The sequence below is a fragment of the Acetobacter ascendens genome, from assembly GCF_001766235.1.
GTDB classification, from domain to species: domain Bacteria; phylum Pseudomonadota; class Alphaproteobacteria; order Acetobacterales; family Acetobacteraceae; genus Acetobacter; species Acetobacter ascendens.
This window is the reverse complement of the sequence record NZ_CP015164.1, coordinates 1,858,677-1,880,164: the sequence shown is the minus strand read 5'-3', so window position 1 is coordinate 1,880,164 and position 21,488 is coordinate 1,858,677. Positions and strand designations below refer to the sequence as shown.

Below are 21,488 nucleotides of genomic sequence, written 5' to 3'. Positions count from 1 at the left end.
CCAGAACGGCCCGTTACGTAACATCTCTCAGATGGGCAGAGTTAAGCGCGCGGCGGAAGGTCGCCCATAACCGTAACCTCAGCTCGTGGTTATTGGGCATGGTGTAAGTGGACTGTTCGGTTAACGTTGCGCGATATGTGTAAACCCCGCTGCCAACACCATCCTGCGAACGTCCTAGGTGAGAGTAATCACCCGTAGGAAAGGAAACGCCGGTAATCAGGTTAAGTGTGGGAATAAACCTTTTGGGATCTGCTGTAAGGTAGCGCCACATCAGATCAACTGGCACATCCCCCATTTTCAGGCCACTACTGGTTGTGTCTCCATGTTTCCACCGATAACTGATGGCCGGAGTGGTTTGAATGCTCAGGTAATCCGTTAGGGCATATCGGTAAATGGTAAAACTGGTAACCGATTGCTGACGAGGGGAGGACATAGGCACGTTGTTATTGTGTGGCCCTATCATACCTGAAGGTACAGAGTAGTACATATAAGGTTCTAAAAGAAACATGCCCTGTTTAGAGAGGGGGCCTGACGGAGAAACCAGAGACCCAGTGTACCACTGATCAGCCGCGTGTGCGTTAGGGGAGTATGTTGTTACAGTAACGGCTGATAAGGCAAGAGGCAGTAGGAAACGCAAAGGTTTATAGAGAAAATTTTTGAAAATGCTGCTCATCAAATGTGCTCCTTGGAAACTTGAGTGTTTTCCGCACATGGAAAGTCTGCATCATCAGTAAGTTCCACCGAGGAGAGTGTTTGTGGAACAATATTGTGTGGTTTCTGGTTGGAGAACTTCCATCCAATAATCAGCACAAGAGCCAATAATGGAATGGCGGCAATAGACATGGTGCCGGTTGGGTAATCCAGTGCCATCAGCAGTAAAATGCAGAGAAAAAATACAATACTTAGCCATGATGTACAAGGAGCACCGGGCATTGCAAAACCCGTAGGAGCAATACGACCAGCCTTAATAGCCTGACGTAATTTGATCTGGCATAAGAGAATAAAGCACCAAGTGCTGATAATCCCTAGAGAGGCCATGTTGAGTACGATTTCGAAAATTTGTGATGGCAAAAGGTAGTTTAGTCCAACACCTACCAGGTAAATGGCAACAGTTGTAAGAATGGCTGCTGCTGGAACAGACTGTGTGTTCATATATGTTAGATACCGTGGCGCGGATCCGTTAAGTGCCAGAGCCCGAAGCACTCTGCCTGTGGAATAAAGGCCAGAGTTCAGGCTGGAGAGTGCTGCCGTGAGCACGACAATGTTCATAAGGGAATCCACCCCCGGGATACCGAGTTTGGAAAAAAACGTTACAAATGGGCTAATACCCGCCTGATAAGATGACCACGGCAGAAGCAGCACAAGAAGAGTAACAGTACCAACGTAAAAAATAATGATCCGCCAAATAACATTGTTAATGGCAGATGGCAGAATTTCACGTATATTCTGGCATTCACCGGCGGCAGTGCCAATCATCTCAATGCCGAAATAGGCGAATACAACACCTTGCATGAGGGCAAGCGCAGGCAGAGCCCCATGAGGGAACAGGCCACCATGCTCCGTAATCAGTTGTAGGCCTGTCGTGTGTCCATCAATTGGTACGCGCAGCCCTAAAATAGCACTTCCGACAACAAGAAAAATTAAAAGTGCTGCAACTTTAATAAGCGAGAACCAGAACTCCATCTCGCCAAACCATTTTACACCAATAAGATTCATTAATGTAATAACCATAAGGGCCATTAACGCCATAACCCATTGTGGAACGGCAGCAAATACACCCCAGAAATGCATGTAAAGGGCAATGGCGGTAATATCGACAATACCCGTCATGGCCCAACTGAAGAACGAAAGTGCCTCAGCTACATAAGAAGCGCGCGGCCCAAGAAATTCCAGCGCGTAGGAAACAAAACTGCCGCTGGTAGGCCGGTACATAACCAGTTCCCCCAATGCTCTGAGCATAAGGAAGGAAAAAACGCCGCAAACCAGATAAACGATTGCAAGAGAAGGGCCTACGGCCTGAAGCCTACTTCCCGCACCAAGAAAAAGGCCAGTTCCAATGGCACCTCCGATAGAGATCATTTGGATCTGACGTTTGCCTAAAGCTTGTTTGTATCCTTCTGAAGTCTGTTGAAGAGGGTGGGATGAAGAAGTTTTTGTGTCCAAAATTTCTATCTCCATGACAACAGACAGTGCGAAATCTGCAATATATTTTATGGAACGCACCTTGTTTCGATAATGCAATAACAGTAATCGCAGATTCAGGGAAGTCATTGCAGAATCGAAATGCCGTAGAATTGATGTATATATTGTTTTTTAAAAATAAACTCAACAGGGTTTATTTGAATTTATATGGAATATTTTAGTGAGTGTATTTATATTTACTTAAATATAATTTGAAATAATAAAGTAAAAATTTTTTTATATATTATATATCGGAGTTAAAAATATATTATAATATCTAAATCAAGAGTTGTTTTTGTCAAATACGAATGAATGGCTAATTCATAAAATAGGATAAATAGTGATATTTATTGGATGTTTAAGTGAGATGTCGTGACCATCTTATTGTAAATGGCACGACACCTCTCCAAAAAGTTACTCGATGCAGACAGTTGCTTCGCTTGTAAGCACGCGGAAGGTAAAGCTTTCCTGAAGATACAATTCAACGGTTTCTGTCGTATGGCTTAGATAACCGATGGAAAAGTCCTGCCCGATATCAAGTTGCAAATCTCCACCGCGTTTGGAGATAACAAAGGCACCTTCAATAGCGGGTGCCCAGATTGGTTCACCTTCAATCAGGCTTTCGATATGCTTGAGAACAGGGTAACCAGCATCATCTCCGCCGCTCACAGCTTGATAAGCTTTTGTGCCAAGCACGAGCGCATAGGGGCCGTTCACACCAGCAAGGCGCAATGTGTCCAATGCATTGGTAATGGCCCGAGGGTAATCTTTTGCAGCAACTGGCAGTTTTGTGAGAGGGTTTGATGATGCTTTCCGAATACCCGTAATACCAGCGGCAGCATAACCCTCAAAAATGGCGCGGTCTTCTGCAAAAGCAATTTTCTGCGCGGCATCTTTAACGGGCTGCCAATCGGAATCCAGAGAGCCGCGTTCTACAGCATCAATTTCTTCGCGTGATAAGGTAAAGGGCACACGCAGTTCAACAACAGGAAGCACTTCGCGCTGTACGGCCTGTATGCCATCGCTTAGGGGCTGGATCGGTTTATTGCGGCCAGTGCCGACACTGGAAAATGCTGTGCCTTTTGGTTCTGGTGTATCCACCACGCGCCGTCCGGCCAGATTGCGGCGGATGGTGCGAGAGGCTTCCTGTTCAATTTCGGCCCAAGCTGCGTGGGAAATAGGGGCGAGATGTTTATGCAGGTTGTTCATATCAGGCGTCCTTATTGTTTAATGATCCAATTCCGAGAGAACCATGAAGTGCTTTTGTGTTGTGAAGAGCGGATGTAGGTTCTGGAGATGCCTGCGTATTTTCTGTGCTCATGTTGGGAGCATCGTCAAGAAATTCACTTGTGGGAATAAAGAAAAGTGCCCCTGTTACCGCTGTGCTGACATCCAGAATTCTATCGTAATTGCCCGGTGGCTTTCCGATAAACATATTTTGTAACATCTGCTCTGTGCGTGCAGGGGAGCGTGCATAGCCAATAAAGTATGTACCAAACTCTCCTTTCCCCACTTCTCCAAAAGGCATGTTGTCACGCACAATCTGAAGCTGCTGCCCGTTTTCTTCAATGTTGGTAAGAACATTGTGCGCATAGCTGGGTTTGGCTGCTTCGGGCAATTCTATGTCGGATACTTTTTTGCGACCGATAATGTGTTCCTGAACTTCAGTCGGAATAGAATTCCATTTTTTTAGATCATGCAGGTATTTCTGGACAATAACGTAACTGCCGCCCGTAAAGGATGGATCTTCATCTTCAATAACTGTTGCCGCAAAAGCTGCCTGTCCGGTTGGGTTTTCGGTGCCATCAACAAAACCAAGCAGATCTCGTGCATCAAAATACTTAAAACCATGTACTTCATCTGTAACTTTTGCCACGTCTTCCAGTCTGGACGTAAGGGCCGTTGCCAGTTCAAAGCATAAATCCATACGCGTAGCGCGAATATGGAACAAAAGATCCCCCGGTGTTGAGGGGGCATGATGCACGCCGTTAATTTCCTGAAAAGGGTGAAGCTCCTTGGGGCGTGGTGCGCCAAAAAGTAGGTCCCATGCATTTGATCCAATACCGGTAATACAGCTTAATTTACCATCTGGAATACGAAACCCGACCCCGCGTACAAGTGAAGAAATATCACCAAGCAGGTCCAGCACCTGCGTGCGTACCGCAGGGGCATCATTCAGGGTCATCACAAGAAAGAGGGCCGATTGTGTTAATTTCGTATCAACTGGCTGCGGTGTAACCACTGTGAGGGAACTCCTAAATATATGATGCGTTATAAAATTACGACTAAGAGCCCTTTTGGAAAATCGTAATCTGACGCTAAATCAGCCTCACTGAGCGCACATATAGCATCAGGAAATAACGGATTTCCGTCATTCTCGTGTTAATGTAGAGGTCTCGTCCATACTTATTTCGGCGTCATCGGCCTTTTCCAAAAGGGCTCTAATGCCTAGCATAGGCAGATCAATATTTGTGGCAAGGTGGAAGGTGGTATCAAATAAACACATCCATCAGATGATGAATTGTTGTGATAAGCATCTTTTATCATAAGATAAACAAAATATCTTGGACGAACACTTTCTATTGATTTAGCTTAAATGCTAAATCATGATGGTGTTATTTCCGATGTATAATGCATATCCGTAGAATTTATGGCGTATAGATAGAGTTTTTATTGATATCCAACGTCAATTTTCGGTCAAAACACCATAATTATAAGTTTGGAAAGAACCTATGCAACCTGCGCATGATATTGCGCTTCTTTTGGCGCGCTTCCAGTTTGCCTTTACTGTAGGTGTTCATATCATCTTTCCGGCCTTTTCAATCGGGCTGGCAGCTTACTTGGCTGTATTGGAAGGATGCTGGCTGAAAACTGGACGTTCTGTTTTTCTTGATCTGTATCGGTACTGGATCAAGGTATTTTCAATTGTTTTTGGTATGGGCGTCGTTTCCGGTCTGGTGATGTCGTATGAATTCGGCACAAACTGGTCGGTTTTTTCTCAAAAGGCAGGCCCCATTACAGGGGTTCTTTTGTCTTATGAGGTTATGACAGCATTTTTTCTTGAGGCCGGATTTCTTGGCATCATGCTATTCGGCATGAACAAGGTTGGGCGTAAGCTGCATTTTGCTGCTACGTGCTGCGTATCGGTAGGCACGTTAATTTCCATGACGTGGATTCTGTCTTCCAACTCTTGGATGCAAACGCCGCGTGGTTATATGATAGACCCCACAACAGGGCGTTTTATGCCAGCAGATTGGTTGGCTATTATCTTTAATCCTTCTTTCCCATTCCGTTTAGAGCCCTTTTGGAAAATCGTAATCTGACGCCAAATCAGCCTCACTGAGCGCACATATAGCATCAGGAAATAACGGATTTCCGTCATTCTCGTGTTAATGTAGAGGTCTCGTCCATACTTATTTCGGCGTCATCGGCCTTTTCCAAAAGGGCTCTTAGTGCATATGGGGTTAGCGGCTTTTTTGTCTGTTGCATTTATTGTTGGCGCAACAGGTGCGTGGCATATGCTTAAAGCGCGGCGTGAAGGAAAAACGGCTACGGCTCCAGTACGTACCATGTTTTCCATGGCCATGTGGATGGCAGCTATTGTGGCCCCTCTACAAATCATGGCGGGTGATGCGCATGGTCTGAATACGCTAAAGTATCAGCCAGCAAAAATTGCCGCCATGGAAGGGGATTGGGATTCCACTGCCCGTGCTCCAGAGCTTTTGTTTGGTATCCCCAATATGAAAACCGAGCATACGGATTACGCGGTAAAAGTTCCGCTGCTTGGTTCCCTGATTTTAACGCATAGTCTGGAAGGCAAAGTGCCGGGGCTAAAAGACTTCCCGCGCGATCAACGTCCGCCTTCACAGGTTATTTTCTTTTCCTTCCGTATCATGGTTGCACTTGGGGTGCTCATGATGTTGGTTGGCTTCTGGTCTTTGTGGCTGCGGCGCACACGCACCTTGTTTACGAACGCTGTGTTCCATCGTGTTGCAGTGTGTATGGCTCCAGCGGGTTTTCTTGCTTTGCTGTGTGGTTTGGGTCACTACAGAAGTGGGACGGCAGCCTTGGACAGTTTATGGTCTGCTAAGAACATCACAGAGCGTTTCACCAATTATGCTGCCAAGCATGGCTGTTACAATGACAGCTTTTGTTGTGGTGTATGTCATTGTGTTCGGTTCTGGCATTGGCATTTTGGTGCGCCAACTAGGGCATGAACCGCAAGAAGGGGAGCAGGAAGCAAGCTCCGCAAATGCATCCGATATTTTGGCAGAACGTATGCATCCGGAAGTTATTGAATCTTCTTCTGGTAAAGGAGCTTGAATATAATGGACCTTACATATTGGCTCCCGATTATATGGGCCGTTATCTTGGTAGCGGCGATTTCGATCTACGTTATTTTGGATGGTTTTGATCTTGGCATTGGCATGCTGTTTGCATTGGAGCGTGATCCAGGCCGACGCAATGTGATGGTTAGCACCATTGCACCAGTATGGGATGGCAATGAAACATGGATGGTGTTGGGTGGGGCTGTACTTTATGGCGTATTCCCGGGAGCATATGGCACGCTTCTGCCAGCTTTTTACCTACCAATCATCCTGATGTTGCTGGCGCTGATTTTTCGTGGTGTGGCGTTTGAATTCCGGGTCATGACGCAAGGAACAGGGCGCGAGAAACTGTGGAATGTCGGTTTCATGGTCGGCTCTGGCATTGCTGCATTCTGTCAGGGTGCCATTCTGGGTGGCGTTGTTCAGGGTGTAAAAGTTGTTGATGGTGCTTTTGCCGGAAGGGCGCTTGATTGGCTAACACCTTTTAGCATTTTATGTGGTCTAGCCGTGATGTGTGGTTACGCCTTGTTGGGAGCAACTTGGCTGATTTGGCGCACCACCGGAGCACTAGAAGCATCTTGCCGCCGCTGGGCAAGTAAGCTGGCTATAGGGTTGTTTGTAGGGATTGTAGCGGTAAGTCTTTGGACACCACTTTTGCACGCTCCCTATTTGCGCCGTTGGACAGATTGGCCAAATATTGTTTTTGTTCTTCCGGTGCCGGTTCTTGTGGCTGTGCTGGGTATTCTGTTTGTGCGCGGTTTGCGCCATGAGCATTCTAAAGGACCATTTCTATGTGCTTTGGGCTGGTTCTTTTTATGCCTTTCTGGTTTGGGCATTACGGTTTGGCCCTATATTGTTCCGCCAGGTCTGACACTTTGGGATGTCTCGGCCCCTCCAAGTAGTCAATTGTTCCAGCTTGTAGGCACAGTTATTCTGCTGCCCATTATCCTAACCTACACAATTTATTCCTATCGTGTGTTTCGCGGAAAGGTAACGGAAACAGATGGCTATCACTAAAATTGTTCAGGGAAACGGAGATGGTGCCCCAAAGAATATTGGGGCACGGATTGGATGGTTTGTAGCAATCTGGACGCTAAGCACCGCAGTGTTTTTTGCTGGGGCTTCTTTGTTACACCTGATGATCCCTAAATAAGTTCGGCATTAAGTCCCCCCTACTTTCTTGCAAAGAGGGGGAATGCTTTAAAAACGATATTTTATTTTGAAATAACGGTATTTTCTTTTTGTTGTTCTGTTGAAGTGTTTTTGTCATTTTTAGAGGCAGGTCGAGAGTTTTCTAATTGACTGGTCGGCGTGCTTTTAAAAGGTGGAATTTTTTGCCCAGGGAAATAGTAAAGCCCCTGATAATTTTGATCGAGCTGGGCATTGTTAAGCTTGTCGATCATATTATCACCTGTTCCATCAGAGTAAATGGAAGAGTGGGGCGCAGGTGCAGGCTTCTGCGGTTTAGGAGTGCTTTGTGCAAAAGTAGGCATTGTAAAGCACACCACAGCTATTCCCGTGTACATGATTTGTTTTATGTGTGACATGAGGGATTTCTCTTTGCTGAGTATAGGCGAATGAGAAAGGATGAACCCATCAAAACAGAAGCTTACTTATAACCGCTTAAGGATATGAGGCGTTCCTTTGAGAGTGCAAAGAATTTTTCATTCAAAAAAAATGCAACGTTCATACTGGTATTGCGTCTTTGATATGTGGATTTGTTTTGTACATGGCAGGATCATGATAATTATTTAAAGTATTGTTTTTAAATATATAAATGAATATACCACATTGAATCTTGTAAAATAGTATAACTTAGAAAAATATTGAATAAATTTCTGCATAATGATAATATTTTAGATGCAAATTACGTATGAAATAAGAGGTGAGGGAATATTTTATGAAGGATTCTGGAACGGCGCATGCGCATTTTGGTTGGTTTAAGCGCCGTAAACAGATGAAACCGCAGGACATTACTGTTGTTGATGCCCAGATGTTAAACAAGGCAGTGGGCGCAGCTGCTTTGGGTAATGCCATGGAGTGGTTCGACTTTGGTGTCTATGGTTATATTGCCGTTACGCTGGGGCAGGTCTTTTTTCCATCGGATGATGCTGCCACCCGTCTGATTGCAACTTTTGCTACGTTTACTGTGGCATTTCTGGTCAGGCCTCTGGGTGGCATGGTTTTTGGGCCACTGGGGGATAAATACGGACGCCAGAAAGTGCTGGCTTTTACGATGATTGCAATGGCAATTGGCACGTTCTCTATCGGCCTGATTCCATCTTATGCTCACATTGGTTTATGGGCACCGTTGCTATTGCTGCTGGCTCGGTTGGTGCAGGGATTTTCAACCGGTGGGGAATATGCTGGTGCCGCCACCTTTATTGCGGAATATTCCACCGATAAAAATCGCGGGCTTATGGGGAGTTGGCTGGAGTTTGGTACTCTGGCTGGTTATGTGGCAGGTGCAGGTATTGTCACAGCCTTGCAGATTGGCCTTAGCCATACGGCCATGTTGGAATGGGGATGGCGTATTCCCTTTTTGATTGCCGGCCCATTGGGGCTGCTAGGTGTGTATATGCGCTCCCGGTTGGAAGAAACGCCAGCTTTTCAGGCATATGCAGAACAGGCTGCGCAGCGGGATGATGAAAAACCGGGTTGGGGTGAACTGCTGCGTGTGCATTGGCGGCAGTTGCTAAAATGCATGGGCCTTGTGCTGGTATTTAACGTAACCGACTACATGTTGCTGACGTACATTCCTAGCTATCTGACGGTGGCTTTAGGATACGCGGAAAGCAAAGGTCTTTTGCTGATTATCATCGTCATGCTGATGATGATGCCATTGAACGTAATGGGTGGGTATTTAAGCGATAAACTGGGCCGCCGCCCCATGATTATTGGTGCTTGTATTGCTCTTCTGGTGCTGTCTATTCCTTCTGTTTTGCTTTTGCAGAGCGGGAATGATTGGCTGATTTTTGCGGGCCTGATGCTTCTTGGTCTTGCTCTTGTCTGCTTTACCAGCAGCATGCCATCCACTTTGCCGGCGCTTTTCTATACGCCTATCAGATATACTGCGCTTTCTATGGCGTTTAACGTATCTGTTTCCATGTTTGGTGGCACAACACCACTGGTAACAGCATGGCTGGTTGGGCACACAGGCAACCTGCTTATGCCAGCTTATTATCTCATGTTTGCGGGTGTTGTTGGTATTGTTACAATGCTGACAGTGAAGGAAACGGCTTGCATGCCTCTGCGTGGCTCACCACCAGCAGTGGGGAGTGAGGCTGAAGTTAAAAAGATCCTTCAGGGAGATCACCCTATCACAGTAGATTCTACGTTGCCGCCTATCCATCAGGAATAAGATAAAGCGGAAATACTTCGGAATACTGTCGCTATGATGCAGGCTCAGCATGAAATTTTCATGCTGAGCCTGTTTTGCATTTAGGCCAGATGATCTTTCAGCCAGTTTTCTACAGCCTCAAGTAACGCACGTCCGCTGGCTTCATCTCTGGCAGGAGCAGGAAAGTGTGGGCCAGTTTGTATTTGGTAACGCATGGGGAGAGGAGGTTGCTTTAGGAAAGACCAGCCCTGAGAAAGGTAGGGTGAATCTGTTTTGATCAAGAGAGTCTGCACTGGCAGACGGGTACGCTGCGCAATAGCTGCAAAACCTGGCTGCATGGGGCTGGGTTCTGTGCCTGCGCGGGAGCGCGTGCCTTCGGGAAACAACAATAACTGATTACCTTCTTGCAGGCGTTCAGAAGCTGGCCCAATTAGCCGCAAAAGGCTATCATGCCGAACGTAGCCTGCAGTCCGTAACGTGCTACCCAAAGTTGGGCGTTCCCAGATGGAGGCTTTGGTAACGCAAACCAGATGCGGCAGGGCAGAGGCCAGAATAAGGCTGTCCAACCGTGAAGGGTGATTAGCAACCAGTATAATGTTGGGGACATTCTTAAGGGTATTAAGCTCTGCGAGGTCACATTCCAAAATACCGGCAGCTTCAAGATAACGCACAGCAAGACGGGCCATAAAACAGAGCCATGCCTGTCCTATTCTGCGGCGTTTTGCCCCTTCTGGCAGCCCATGGCGGAGCAGGAAAGAGCCTGCATCCAGTGCCAGAAAAATAATACCAATAACGGCAAGCGATGCATAAAACCGTAAGCTGGTACTCAATTTTGAAAACAACGACATGAGAAAACAGTACAGCTCTGGCAGAAAGAGAAGGCAAGCATAACACGTATATTACACCACAGCGTATAAAGCGCGGGGCAATAGATTAGCGTAGGTTACCCACCGTTCTGAGATTGCATGATACGGCGCAGATCTTCAGCCATATGGGTACTATCTGCACGGGCATCAATCATCCCCTTGTAACGTACCTCTGGCCCCATAACTACAAACTGTGGGGACATCCGCATGGTATATGTCCATTCAGGATCTGGTACTTTTTCAATAGGAGCATGATATTCCTTTGCCAGATCAGCCAAAGCAAAGGGAGCTGCTGTGCCGCTTACAACGCGCGGGCCAATACTTTCACCATATTGGCGTAGGCGTTCTGCATCATCTCTATCTGGGTCAAGGCTTACAAAAATGATAACAGCGTTGTGCCTGCCACCTTCTATCTGGTCCAATGCCGCAGACATATTACGCAGGGCAGGGGCGCAAGCATCTTCTGCACAATGCGTGGCACCAAACAGAACAAGCATCCAACGGTTACGGAAGGTTTGATCCGTCATGGTGCCTGTTGTGGAATCCATAAGGCGGAAGGACCCCCCAACCTCGTTGCCATAAGTGTTGAGCTGCACGCCGTGTTTTAAGGCCAGATGAGTGGCGGTGTAACCTCCGGCAGCTGCCAAAGCCAGCACGCCAAAGGTCATGAGGGCTATACGTTTTCCAGCCGGTGTCATGGTCTTAATGTGCCTCCGCCCAATTCTGGCCTATTCCGGTTTCTACAACCAGCGGTACAGCAAGATCTGCCGCTGCTTCCATAACGTTTTTAATAATTGCCGCCACAGCTTTGGCTTCTAATTCATCTGTTTCAAACAACAGTTCATCATGCACCTGTAGGAGCATGCGTGTTGCGCCAAAGCCTGCCTTTTGCAAGGCTAACGGCAAATGCACCATGGCGCGTTTTATAATGTCTGCAGCACCACCCTGTAGGGGGGCATTAATAGCTTGCCGCTCAGCATATTGGCGTCTGGCAGCACTTTTTTCATGAATACCAGGCACATAACAACGTCGGCCAAAAGGTGTCAGAACATATCCGTGGGTGCGTGCTTCTTCTCGCATGCGCTCCATATAATCACGGATACCGGGATACCGCGCAAAATAGGCATCTATATAAGTGCGTGCTTCACCCGCAGGAATACCAAGCTGTTTGCTAAGCCCAAAAGCCGAAATACCGTAAATAATACCAAAGTTAATAGCTTTGGCGCGCCGTCGTGTCAGAGCATCCATACCATCAAGTGGAATATTGAAAACTTCCGATGCTGTGCGGGCGTGAATATCCTGCCCAAGCTGGAAAGCTTCACGCAAAGCTGGAATATTGGCAACATCGGCCAGTAGCCGCAGTTCGATTTGCGAGTAGTCAGCAGAAATCAGTTTCTTGCCCGGTGGCGCAATAAAGGCCTGCCGGATACGTGTGCCTTCTTCCGTGCGTACTGGAATATTTTGCAGGTTGGGGTCAGTAGAAGATAAACGCCCTGTGGAGGTAATAGCCATCTGGAAGGATGTGTGCACGCGGTCATCGCGCCCAGCCTGGCGTAATAGCGCATCCGTATAAGTGGATTTTAGCTTGGCAAGCTGCCGCCATGCCAAAATACGCGCAGGCAGATCGTGCCCTTGGTCAGCCAGATCCTGCAAGACAGAGGAATCTGTGCTCCAAGCCCCAGCCTTACCCCGTTTGCCGCCTTTCAGGCCCATTTCATCAAACAGGATTTCCCCAAGTTGTTTGGGAGAGCCGATATTGAACTGTCGCCCGGCGGCTTCGTAAATATCGTTTTCCATGCCCAGCATACGGGCTTCAAAATCCTTGGAAAGCCGATCAAGCTCTGCCCGATCTACGGCAATGCCAGCTTTTTCCATGTCAGCCAGAATGGCCGAAAGTGGGCGTTCAATCTGCTCATAAAGCGCCAGAGCTTTGTTGGCGCGCAGCGTAGGATGCAGCACATGCCATAGGCGTAAAGTTACGTCGGCATCTTCGGCTGCATATTTGGTGGCAGTCTCAACAGGAACTTGCGCAAAAGGCAGGCGGTTGCGGCCTGTGCCTGTTACACTGTCATACGTGATGGGTGTATGGCTTAAATGCAGGGTAGAAAGTTCATCCATACCTTGCCCATGTAGCCCAGCAGACTGGCTGTAAGAGATCAGCATTGTATCATCTACAGCGGTGATGCTGGATACCGGAATGCCTGCATGATCCAGAATGAGCAGATCAAACTTGGCATTATGGAAAATCTTTAAAACGGCATCATCCTGCAAAAGAGGCGCCAGAAGTTTAAGGGCTGCATCAACCGCAAGTTGTTCGCCTGTAGGTGCTTCTAGAGTACCTTCGTGTTTTAAAGGCACATAGCAGGCTTTGCCCGGAGCCGTTGCAATAGAAAACCCGACAATATTGGCGGCAAGCGGGTCTAGTCCATCCGTTTCTGTATCCACCGCACAGATACCGGCTTCTTGTGCTGTGCTTACCCATTTTTGCAGGGCTTCTGCTGTGCGCACAGTTTCATAATCATGATACGGGGCAGAAAGCACAGATGCATCGGGGGCCGATGCCGCATCAGCGGGTGTGGTAGCTCCGGCCACTGATGCCGCGGCGACTTTTCTGGCAGCACGATGTGCATGGGCGCCAGAAGGGTGGCCAAGCCCCATACGGCTGAGGATGGAACGAAATCCCATACGGTCCAGCCAGTCTGCCAAAATCAGCATATCTGGCTCACGCGTGTTGAGTTCTTCTACTGGCACGGGCAGCGGAACATCAGTGGCAAGGGTGACCAACTGGAGAGAAACGCGTGCAGCATTGGCGTGTTCGATGAGCATGTCACGCCGCTTGGATTTTTTCATCTCCGGCGCAGCATTTAGAACAGCTTCCAGCGTGCCATATTCCTGCACAAGAGCTGCTGCTGTTTTGGGGCCAATGCCGGGCACGCCGGGTACATTATCTGTGGGGTCTCCCATCAGGGCCTGTACATCCACCACTTTTGTGGGGGGGACACCAAATTTAGTTTCTACCTCAGCAGGGCCAACTGGTGTTTGTTTGATGGGGTCCAGCATGCAAACGCCGTCTCCCACTAGTTGCATCAGATCTTTGTCAGATGAAACAATGGTGCATGTGCCGCCTTGTGCCCGAATGGCCATTGCATAAGATGCAATCAGGTCATCTGCCTCCCAGCCAGGGAGTTCGATGCCCGGCACATTGAAGGCCTGTGTGGCTTCCCTGATCAGGCTGAACTGGGGGCGCAAGTCTTCAGGCGGTTCGGGGCGATGCGCTTTATACTGTGGATAGATTTCTGAACGGAATGTCTGGCGGCTGGCATCAAACAGCACAGCTAGATGCGTGCCTACATGGTCTTTCAGCAAGCGAGCCAGCATGGTGGTAAAGCCGTAAACGGCATTTACTGGTACACCTTCTGGGCTGGTCATGGGCGGGAGGGCATGAAAGGCGCGGAAAATAAAGCCGCTGCCATCTACCAGAACCAGATGGGGTGTTTCTGTCATACTAATGCAAACCGTGTAAGCGGAAGGGAAGGCAGAAAGAATGCCATAGGGTTTGGATATGCCCCTTGTGTTTTGATGTCCAGCATTGGGCACCCGGCTTTCTGTCGGCTGTTAAGGTCCGTAACAGGCAAATACCCCGGCCAAGGCCGGGGTATAGGGGTATGTTTACAGGAAGAATATCTGCAACTTAGCCAATTTTTTTAACCCAGCCATGCGTGTCTGCTGCACGGCCAAATTGGATATCGCACAAAGCCTTACGCAGGCTGCTGGTAACTTCACCAGTCTGGCCATTGCCAATGGTGCAGCCGCCTTCTGTGCTTTTAAATGTACCAATCGGTGTCACAACAGCAGCGGTACCGCAGGCGAATACTTCTTTCAGCTTACCGGAATCGGCATCACCATAAAGCTGATCAATAGCGTAGCGTTCTTCCTTTACCTTCAGGCCACGGTCACGCGCCAAGGTTAGAAGGGAATCGCGGGTAATGCCGTGCAGAATGGTGCCGCTGTCCAGTGGAGGTGTTTGCAAGGTGCCATCTTCAAACACCATCATCACGTTCATGCCGCCCATTTCTTCCAGCCAGCGGCGTTCCTGCGCATCAAGGAACAGAACCTGATGGCAGCCGTGTTCCTTGCCTTCCATCTGTGCCGTTAGGCTGGCGGCGTAGTTACCACCACATTTGGCAGTGCCGGTTCCCCCGCGGGAGGCACGTACAGTGCGTTCTTCTACCCATACGGAAACTGGGCCAGCATCCTTGGAGAAATATTCACCAGCGGCACAAGCAATCACGATAAACTTGAATTCAGATGCCGGCTTCACGCCAAGAGCAGCTTCCGTCGCAATCATGAATGGGCGGATATACAGCGTGCCGATTTCTGGCTTAGGCACCCAGTCTTTATCCAGCTTCACAAGTTGGGTTACCGCATCCAGAAATAGGTCTTCAGGCACCTGCGCCATAGCCATACGTTCGGCAGAATGGCGGAAGCGGCGAGCGTTAGCATCTGGGCGGAAAAGCTGCACGCTACCATCGGGTGTGCGATAGGCCTTCATACCTTCAAAAATTTCCTGCGCGTAATGCAGTACGGATGCCGCTGGGTCCAGCATCAACGGTTGGCGGGGCAGAATTTCAGCAGAATGCCAGCCCTTACCTTCCGTATAGGTGACAACAGCCATGTGGTCGGTAAAAACGCGGCCAAAACCCGGATTGGCCAGCATGGCTTCCCGCTCTGCTGCGGGAGTGATGTCTGTTTTGCGGGTAATCTTGAAGGCGGTGTCAGATTCGGTGGTCATGGGTTCTGCTGTCTCCACGGCGGTGGGGTCTGAACCAGATAGTCTGGCGGCTCCGTTGCCTCGGTTCTTTTTTTGCTTTCAGACGTTCTTATATCATAGGTCTGAGTTGGCAGGCGTGATGGGGCTTTTCCTATCATGTTCATGCTTTATGTGCCAGAGAGCCAGGTAGACATGCCCCGTGGGGCGGGTTTGCATCTGGCGGAATGGATGCTGTTTTCAGCAACACAGGCCGTTATTGAGCCACCTAGGCACTTTCCGTCTTTATTCCGGAGAAATGAGTTATGGCACCACTTCCTTTCCGACAAAGCTATGCAGCATTGCCAGAGCGGTTTTATGCCAATGCACCTCTTTCTCCTGCACCAGCTCCTAAGCTGATCCGGTTGAACTATGCTTTGGCAGAACAACTAGGGTTGGACGCAGAATGGCTGGCCAGCCCGCAGGGCGTGGCCATGTTAGCTGGTAGCGCCATGCCAGAAGGTGTGGATCCGCTTTCCACGGCGTATGCAGGCCACCAGTTTGGCAGTTTTAATCCGCATTTGGGGGATGGTCGTGCCTTGTTACTGGGAGATGTACAGGATGCTCAGGGCCACGTATGGGAAGTACAACTTAAAGGTTCTGGCCCCACGCCGTTTTCCCGTAGGGGAGATGGCCGTGCTGTGCTGGGGCCCGTACTGCGTGAATATGTAGTGAGTGAAGCCATGCATGCTTTGGGTATACCCACAACCCGTGCATTGGCGGCCGTAAAAACAGGCATGACTGTTTTACGTGAAACCATGTTGCCTGGGGCTGTTCTGGCGCGTGTGGCTTCCAGCCATATCCGGGTTGGCACATTTCAGTATTTTGCATCACGGCAGGATGTGGCAGGTCTGCGGATTTTGGCAGACTTTGCCATTGCCCGGCATTACCCGCAGGCAGCACAAGCCCCAATGCCGTATCTGGCGTTTCTTCAACAGGTTATTGCGGCCCAAGCCAAGCTTATAGCTCAGTGGATGTTGGTTGGCTTTATTCATGGTGTGATGAATACGGATAATATGGCTGTATCAGGGGAAACCATAGATTACGGCCCATGTGCGTTTATGGATCAGTATGACCCTAATGCCGTGTTTAGCTTTATTGATGAACGCGGGCGTTACGCCTTTACCAACCAGCCGACAATTGCCCTATGGAATCTTACACGCTTGGCGGAAGCCTTGCTGCCGCTTTTTTCTGAAGATGAAGAAGAAAGTGTTGCTTTGGCAGGGCAGGCGCTTGAGCAATTTGGTGGGTTATTCCATGGCGCATATTTTGCGGGATTGCGTGCAAAGCTTGGTTTGAAGACACAGCAAGCGGAGGATGAAACATTCTTTCACGCTTTGTTTGCTCAAATGCAGGAACACCAGGCAGATTTCACCAATACATTCCGCAGCTTGAGTGATGAGCGCGTGATAACAGGTGAATATGTGTCTGATACACTAAATGGCTTACAGCCATGGTTAATCCAATGGCGGCAGCGTTTAACGCAAGAAGCGGAGGACGCTCCAGCTATACGGGCGGAAAATATGCGCCACGTAAACCCGTGTTATATCCCGCGCAATCATCTGATAGAGGCCATGATAAGTGCAGCCGTAAACAATGATGACTACACGTTGTTTGAAGAAATGCTGCGCCTTACAGCTTCACCTTATACAAAGCAGGCAGGTATGATGCGGTATACGCAACCACCCCAGCCTGAAGAGCGCGTAAGATACACCTTTTGCGGGACGTAATAAGGTTAGGAGTAGTTTCTTATATGCAGCCGGTAATGACAATAAATCGGTGGTTATCGGCTGTCGTTTCAATGCGTGCCTCTACGCGGTACACGGTGCGGAGCAGCGTTGGAGTTAAAACCTCCGCCGGAGGGCCAGAGGCAATAATGCGGCCTTCGTGAAGCACACACACTAGATCGCACAAGTTCAATGCGATGTTCAGGTCATGTAGCACCATCAACGTGACAAGGTTATTTGCGCGGGTGATCTGCGTGAGCAATTTTGTGACGGCATACTGATAGTGCAGATCTAGTGCGCTAAGTGGCTCATCCAGCAACAGGGCGTGCGGTTGGCGGCCAAGAGCCTGTGCTAGACCAATAAGCTGGCGTTGGCCTCCAGAAAGCTCATTCAATTTTCGCAACGCCAAATGGGCAATATTAAACTGTTCCAGAAGGTTTAGGGAAACCTGAATATCTTCCCCGTTTGGGGTGTCTGTAAAACTTTGCTCTTGTCTGTTGGGCGTGGTGCGTTTTGCAGCCAGCATGGCTTCCAACGCAGTAATGTTGACGGGCGCGGGAAGCGCTTGCGGGAGATACAGACAGTGTTGGGAGCGTTCAGGCAAGCGCAGGCTGGTAAGTTGCATACCATCAAGCGTAACACACCCTTGGGCGGGCAATAGGCCGCTCATGGCACGTAGTAAGGTGGATTTGCCACTACCATTTGGCCCAAGCAGAGCGCAGATATGCCCATGTGGAAAGCAAGGTGTTGTCAGATTATCCAGCACCATAGTTCGCCCATAACGGACAGTAAGATTGTGCGCTATCAGGCCTGAAAAAGGTTTATCTGCTGTCATACCATTGGCCGCTGTTTAAGGATAATGGCCAGAAAAAATGGAATACCCACCAGTGATGTAATAATGCCAAGAGGCACAACAATACCCGGCACCAAAATACGGGCAACCAAAGAAGAAACAGACAAAACAAGTGCGCCAGTTAGTAAGCTGGCAGGCAGGCTAAAATGGTGATCTTCTCCCACCAGTCGGCGTGCAATGTGAGGGGCTACTAGTCCCACAAATCCGATAACGCCTACAAACGCAACGGAAAGTGCGCATAAAAAACTGATGCGTAAAAGGGCTGCCCGACGCAGGTGAGGAACATCCACCCCAAGGCTAGCGGCACGTTCTTCCCCCATTCTTAAAAGAGTTAGATTACCAGCAGACCGCAGAGACAGTGGAAAAATAAGAGTTAAACTTCCAGCCAATAAGGCCAGAGTGGCCCATGTGGCGCGGCTTAGGCTACCAAGTGTCCAGAAAACCAGATCTTGTAGCGTATCTTCACTGGCGACAAATTGCATGAGAGCAACAAGTGCTTGAAACGAGAAAACAAGAGCAACACCGCATAGAATAACTGTGCTGGTATCTGCCTGTCGAAAGCGTGTCAGCATATCTAGCGCAAAAACGGAAAATACGGAAAATACAAAGGCACACCCAGCGACCAGCCAGTTATCGGGCACGCCTGCAATGTGCCATTGCAAAACAATAGCTAAAGAAGCCCCAAAAGCCCCGGCGGCGGAAACGCCCAATGTAAACGGGCTGGCTAATGGGTTGGCCAGAACTGTCTGCATTTCTGCGCCTGCCAAGCCAAGAGCGCCACCTATACAGGCTGCCATCAGGGCGTAAGGCATCCGAATCTGCCACACAATAATGGCAGTTTGTTGCGGCACAGAAGCTGGGTTGAACAGTGTATGCAAAAATAGGGTTGGGGAGAGGTGAGCTGGTCCAACCATAAAATTGGCACCAACTGAAAGCACAACGCCCGCAGCCAGACAAACAAGGATAAACAGCCGTTTGTAGATGCTGGCACGATATATGGTTTGCACAGCAGTGATATCTGGCGGCGTGTTCTTGGTGCCCGGCATGATATCCTGCGCTTGACGGTGTGCAGTGGAAAAGGCTTTGTGCGTTTTCATCTTTTCCTTCTGCATGAAACTTAAAAAACGGATGGGTGTTGGCACAGATGGTTATAATGCAAAATGGTTATGATCCATCTTTGCCTGTAAAGGAAACACCTGCATCCTTTACAGTACCGCCAGAGCAGGCTGGGGAACGGATTGACCGTTTTCTGTCTGCCACAATAGAAACGCTTTCACGCTCACGCATCAAAAGCCTGATTGAAGAAGGACATCTTGTGTGTGATGGCGTGTGCATAAGGGAGCCCGCAGCCATAGCCCGTGCAGGCATGAGAGTGGTGCTCACCATTCCCCCCGCCGCTCCCGCAGTGCCGCAAGGTGAGGATATTTCTTTTACTGTTTTGTACGAAGATGATGATCTGATTGTGCTGGATAAACCGGCCGGTCTGGTTGTGCATCCCGCACCGGGAAATGAAACAGGCACACTTGTAAATGGCCTGATTGCGCATTGCGGGGAAAGCCTGAAGGGCATTGGCGGAGAACGCCGGCCCGGTATTGTGCATAGGTTGGATAAAGATACCTCTGGCGTAATGGTGGCGGCCAAAACAGAAATGGCGCATCAGGCTTTGTCTGAAGATTTTGCTGCACGCCGAATAGACCGCGCCTATCTGGCTTTTTGCTGGGGACTGCCCAATCCAGCAGAAGGAGATTTTGAAGGAGCTATCGGGCGCGATAAGCGAGACCGCAAGCGCATGGCGCTTACGCCCAAAGGCGGGAAATGGGCGCTCACGCATTATCGCACATTGCAGGCTTTTGGCACGGGGGCTGCGCTTGTAGCCTGTAAGCTGGCAACAGGGCGTACCCATCAGATCCGCGTGCATTTTTCTGCAAACGGACACCCTTTAATAGGTGATCCGCTGTATTTGCGTCGGATTCCCGCAGCGTCTCGTGTTCTGCCAACTGCGGCCCGTGCGGCTGCGCTGGATTTCCCACGTCAGGCTCTGCATGCGGCGCGGTTGGGATTTGTACACCCCAGAACGGGTGAAAAATTGCTGTTTGAAACCCCGATGCCTGAAGATATGCAGGCATTGGAGCATAGCCTAAAAGCAGATCAGGAATAGGTTTTTCGATTCGGAAGCAGTAAACAGGACCGTACAGGTCCAGAAATGTGGCTGTCTTCTGCCATGCATCTTAGAATTCTTGACACGTGTGCTTTTTCCAGCGCACCCTGTTGCACCCACTAAGCCTAGGAAACCGTAGCCGAACTAGTGGGAGAACCTCTTTTCAGTTTGCCGCTCATACGGAGGGCAGAGGGATTGAGGATTAAGACATCTGTCCATCGCATGACTGGATCTTGCCTCATTTTATGAATGTTTTGCGGTCGTTACGGGAACCTAAAGCATTCAAGGGAGTTTCCAGTTCAGGGGAGTAGTCAACACATGGTATCTTCCGTTATCAATGTTGGGCCTGAAAACAATCTTTCAAGGTACCTTCAGGAAATCCGCAAATATCCTCTCCTTACACCAGAAGAGGAACTCAGTCTTTCACGTCTATGGCGCGATAAGGGAGACGTTAAAGCCGCGCATCAGCTTGTCACATCTCATCTGCGTCTGGTTGCCAAAATTGCCATGGGTTACCGTGGCTATGGCCTGCCAATCAATGAGCTGATTAGTGAAGGTAATATTGGCATGATGCAGGCTGTAAAGCGGTTTGATCCTGAAAAAGGATTCCGCTTGGCCACATATGCCATGTGGTGGATTCGGGCAGCTATTCAGGAATATATTCTGCATAGCTGGTCTTTGGTGAAAATGGGCACAACGGCGGCTCAGAAAAAGCTGTTCTTCAATCTGCGGCGCCTGAAAGGGCAGATGCAGGCTATTGATGATGGTGATCTGAAGCCAGAACAAGTGAACAAGATTGCCACTACGCTAGGTGTATCTGAACAGGATGTGGTGGATATGAATCGCCGCATGGCTGCGCCAGATCATAGCTTGAATGCGCCTATGCGGGCCGATCAGGATAGTGAATGGCAAGACCGGTTGGTTGATGATCATACTAATCAGGAAGACGTTTACGCTGAAAACGAAGAACTTTCTGGCCGGAAAGCACTGCTTTCTTCCGCTATGGAAAACCTTAATGAGCGTGAACGCCGGATTTTTACGGAACGCCGGTTGAAGGATGATCCTTCAACATTGGAAGAACTGGCGCACGAATATGGTATCTCGCGCGAGCGGGTGCGTCAGATTGAAGTACGTGCATTTGAAAAAGTGCAGGCGGCCATGAAAAAGGAAGTTCAGGCCCGGCGCGAAGAAACGGCCCAGAATACGTAAAAGGGCTATGGCGTTTCCT

The 21,488-nt window shown here is 49.0% G+C and carries 15 protein-coding genes and 3 pseudogenes; 7 read left to right on the top strand and 11 right to left on the bottom strand.

Going from position 1 to position 21,488, the window contains the following annotated elements:
- Positions 1 to 16 precede the first annotated feature (16 nt).
- From A4S02_RS16355 to A4S02_RS08960, 4 genes and pseudogenes are all read right to left on the bottom strand, one after another.
- Positions 17 to 673, bottom strand: a pseudogene (locus tag A4S02_RS16355) (hypothetical protein); the annotation flags it as partial.
- On the bottom strand, positions 673 to 2,163 hold the full coding sequence (locus tag A4S02_RS08970) for an amino acid permease (protein ID WP_408736031.1): 1,491 nt from the start codon (positions 2,161 to 2,163) through the stop codon (positions 673 to 675). The pseudogene A4S02_RS16355 and the gene A4S02_RS08970, both read right to left, overlap by 1 nt.
- 432 nt (positions 2,164 to 2,595) lie before the next feature.
- Positions 2,596 to 3,390, bottom strand: a complete 795-nt coding sequence (locus tag A4S02_RS08965) for a family 1 encapsulin nanocompartment shell protein (protein ID WP_070323556.1) — start codon at positions 3,388 to 3,390, stop codon at positions 2,596 to 2,598.
- Between the two features lies 1 nt (position 3,391).
- Positions 3,392 to 4,423 (bottom strand): Dyp-type peroxidase, encoded by a 1,032-nt coding sequence (locus tag A4S02_RS08960; RefSeq protein ID WP_070323555.1) that lies wholly within the window; start codon positions 4,421 to 4,423, stop codon positions 3,392 to 3,394.
- 490 nt (positions 4,424 to 4,913) lie between these two features.
- Here A4S02_RS08960 and A4S02_RS08955 point away from each other — a divergent pair.
- From A4S02_RS08955 to cydB, 3 genes and pseudogenes are all read left to right on the top strand, one after another.
- A pseudogene (locus tag A4S02_RS08955) lies at positions 4,914 to 5,474 on the top strand (cytochrome ubiquinol oxidase subunit I); the annotation flags it as partial.
- Between the two features lie 156 nt (positions 5,475 to 5,630).
- Positions 5,631 to 6,504: pseudogene (locus tag A4S02_RS08950) on the top strand (cytochrome ubiquinol oxidase subunit I); the annotation flags it as partial.
- Between the two features lie 5 nt (positions 6,505 to 6,509).
- Positions 6,510 to 7,526: a cytochrome d ubiquinol oxidase subunit II gene (gene cydB, locus A4S02_RS08945; protein ID WP_208858875.1), complete on the top strand. Its 1,017-nt coding sequence runs from the start codon at positions 6,510 to 6,512 to the stop codon at positions 7,524 to 7,526.
- 197 nt (positions 7,527 to 7,723) lie between these two features.
- Here cydB and A4S02_RS08940 read toward each other — a convergent pair whose 3' ends face one another.
- Complete coding sequence (locus tag A4S02_RS08940) at positions 7,724 to 8,056, bottom strand: hypothetical protein (protein ID WP_070323554.1); 333 nt, start codon at positions 8,054 to 8,056, stop codon at positions 7,724 to 7,726.
- Positions 8,057 to 8,409: 353 nt separating this feature from the next.
- Between A4S02_RS08940 and proP the strand changes: the two genes are divergently transcribed.
- On the top strand, positions 8,410 to 9,870 hold the full coding sequence (proP, locus tag A4S02_RS08935) for a glycine betaine/L-proline transporter ProP (protein ID WP_019087856.1): 1,461 nt from the start codon (positions 8,410 to 8,412) through the stop codon (positions 9,868 to 9,870).
- Positions 9,871 to 9,950: 80 nt separating this feature from the next.
- Here the strand turns inward: proP and A4S02_RS08930 are convergent, their stop codons facing one another.
- The 4 genes from A4S02_RS08930 to A4S02_RS08915 form a co-directional block, all read right to left on the bottom strand.
- Complete coding sequence (locus A4S02_RS08930; protein ID WP_019087855.1) at positions 9,951 to 10,697, bottom strand: lysophospholipid acyltransferase family protein; 747 nt, start codon at positions 10,695 to 10,697, stop codon at positions 9,951 to 9,953.
- Between the two features lie 95 nt (positions 10,698 to 10,792).
- Positions 10,793 to 11,413 (bottom strand): SCO family protein, encoded by a 621-nt coding sequence (locus A4S02_RS08925; protein WP_070323553.1) that lies wholly within the window; start codon positions 11,411 to 11,413, stop codon positions 10,793 to 10,795.
- A 4-nt stretch (positions 11,414 to 11,417) separates the two neighbouring features.
- Positions 11,418 to 14,219 (bottom strand): DNA polymerase I, encoded by a 2,802-nt coding sequence (gene polA, locus A4S02_RS08920; protein ID WP_070324228.1) that lies wholly within the window; start codon positions 14,217 to 14,219, stop codon positions 11,418 to 11,420.
- 187 nt (positions 14,220 to 14,406) lie between these two features.
- Entirely contained in the window at positions 14,407 to 15,507 is a 1,101-nt protein-coding gene (locus A4S02_RS08915; protein WP_070323552.1) for a branched-chain amino acid aminotransferase, read from the bottom strand.
- A 281-nt stretch (positions 15,508 to 15,788) separates the two neighbouring features.
- Here A4S02_RS08915 and A4S02_RS08910 point away from each other — a divergent pair, with 281 nt between their 5' ends.
- Entirely contained in the window at positions 15,789 to 17,252 is a 1,464-nt protein-coding gene (locus tag A4S02_RS08910) for a protein adenylyltransferase SelO (protein WP_070323551.1), read from the top strand.
- A gap of 19 nt (positions 17,253 to 17,271) precedes the next feature.
- Here A4S02_RS08910 and A4S02_RS08905 read toward each other — a convergent pair whose 3' ends face one another.
- Both A4S02_RS08905 and A4S02_RS08900 read right to left on the bottom strand, forming a co-directional pair.
- Positions 17,272 to 18,084 carry an ABC transporter ATP-binding protein gene (locus tag A4S02_RS08905; RefSeq protein ID WP_070323550.1) on the bottom strand — a complete coding sequence of 271 codons (813 nt, stop codon included), beginning with the start codon at positions 18,082 to 18,084 and terminating at the stop codon, positions 17,272 to 17,274.
- Entirely contained in the window at positions 18,081 to 19,199 is a 1,119-nt protein-coding gene (locus A4S02_RS08900; protein ID WP_162272819.1) for a FecCD family ABC transporter permease, read from the bottom strand. The genes A4S02_RS08905 and A4S02_RS08900 overlap by 4 nt, the downstream gene beginning before the upstream one ends.
- A 47-nt stretch (positions 19,200 to 19,246) precedes the next feature.
- Here A4S02_RS08900 and A4S02_RS08895 point away from each other — a divergent pair, with 47 nt between their 5' ends.
- Positions 19,247 to 20,260, top strand: a complete 1,014-nt coding sequence (locus A4S02_RS08895) for an RluA family pseudouridine synthase (RefSeq protein ID WP_019087847.1) — start codon at positions 19,247 to 19,249, stop codon at positions 20,258 to 20,260.
- A 249-nt stretch (positions 20,261 to 20,509) separates the two neighbouring features.
- Positions 20,510 to 21,469 carry an RNA polymerase sigma factor RpoH gene (rpoH, locus tag A4S02_RS08890; protein WP_019087846.1) on the top strand — a complete coding sequence of 320 codons (960 nt, stop codon included), beginning with the start codon at positions 20,510 to 20,512 and terminating at the stop codon, positions 21,467 to 21,469.
- Positions 21,470 to 21,488 lie beyond the last annotated feature (19 nt).

Excerpts from the sequence above, each read along its gene's own strand:
- A4S02_RS08965 (WP_070323556.1), bottom strand. The coding sequence starts at position 3,390 with ATGAACAACCTGCATAAACATCTCGCCCCTATTTCCCACGCAGCTTGG.
- cydB (WP_208858875.1), top strand. The coding sequence starts at position 6,510 with ATGGACCTTACATATTGGCTCCCGATTATATGGGCCGTTATCTTGGTA.
- A4S02_RS08940 (WP_070323554.1), bottom strand. The coding sequence starts at position 8,056 with ATGTCACACATAAAACAAATCATGTACACGGGAATAGCTGTGGTGTGC.
- proP (WP_019087856.1), top strand. The coding sequence starts at position 8,410 with ATGAAGGATTCTGGAACGGCGCATGCGCATTTTGGTTGGTTTAAGCGC.
- A4S02_RS08930 (WP_019087855.1), bottom strand. The coding sequence starts at position 10,697 with ATGTCGTTGTTTTCAAAATTGAGTACCAGCTTACGGTTTTATGCATCG.
- A4S02_RS08925 (WP_070323553.1), bottom strand. The coding sequence starts at position 11,413 with ATGACACCGGCTGGAAAACGTATAGCCCTCATGACCTTTGGCGTGCTG.
- polA (WP_070324228.1), bottom strand. The coding sequence starts at position 14,219 with ATGACAGAAACACCCCATCTGGTTCTGGTAGATGGCAGCGGCTTTATT.
- A4S02_RS08915 (WP_070323552.1), bottom strand. The coding sequence starts at position 15,507 with ATGACCACCGAATCTGACACCGCCTTCAAGATTACCCGCAAAACAGAC.
- A4S02_RS08910 (WP_070323551.1), top strand. The coding sequence starts at position 15,789 with ATGGCACCACTTCCTTTCCGACAAAGCTATGCAGCATTGCCAGAGCGG.
- A4S02_RS08905 (WP_070323550.1), bottom strand. The coding sequence starts at position 18,084 with ATGACAGCAGATAAACCTTTTTCAGGCCTGATAGCGCACAATCTTACT.
- A4S02_RS08900 (WP_162272819.1), bottom strand. The coding sequence starts at position 19,199 with ATGAAAACGCACAAAGCCTTTTCCACTGCACACCGTCAAGCGCAGGAT.
- A4S02_RS08895 (WP_019087847.1), top strand. The coding sequence starts at position 19,247 with ATGGTTATAATGCAAAATGGTTATGATCCATCTTTGCCTGTAAAGGAA.
- rpoH (WP_019087846.1), top strand. The coding sequence starts at position 20,510 with ATGTTTTGCGGTCGTTACGGGAACCTAAAGCATTCAAGGGAGTTTCCA.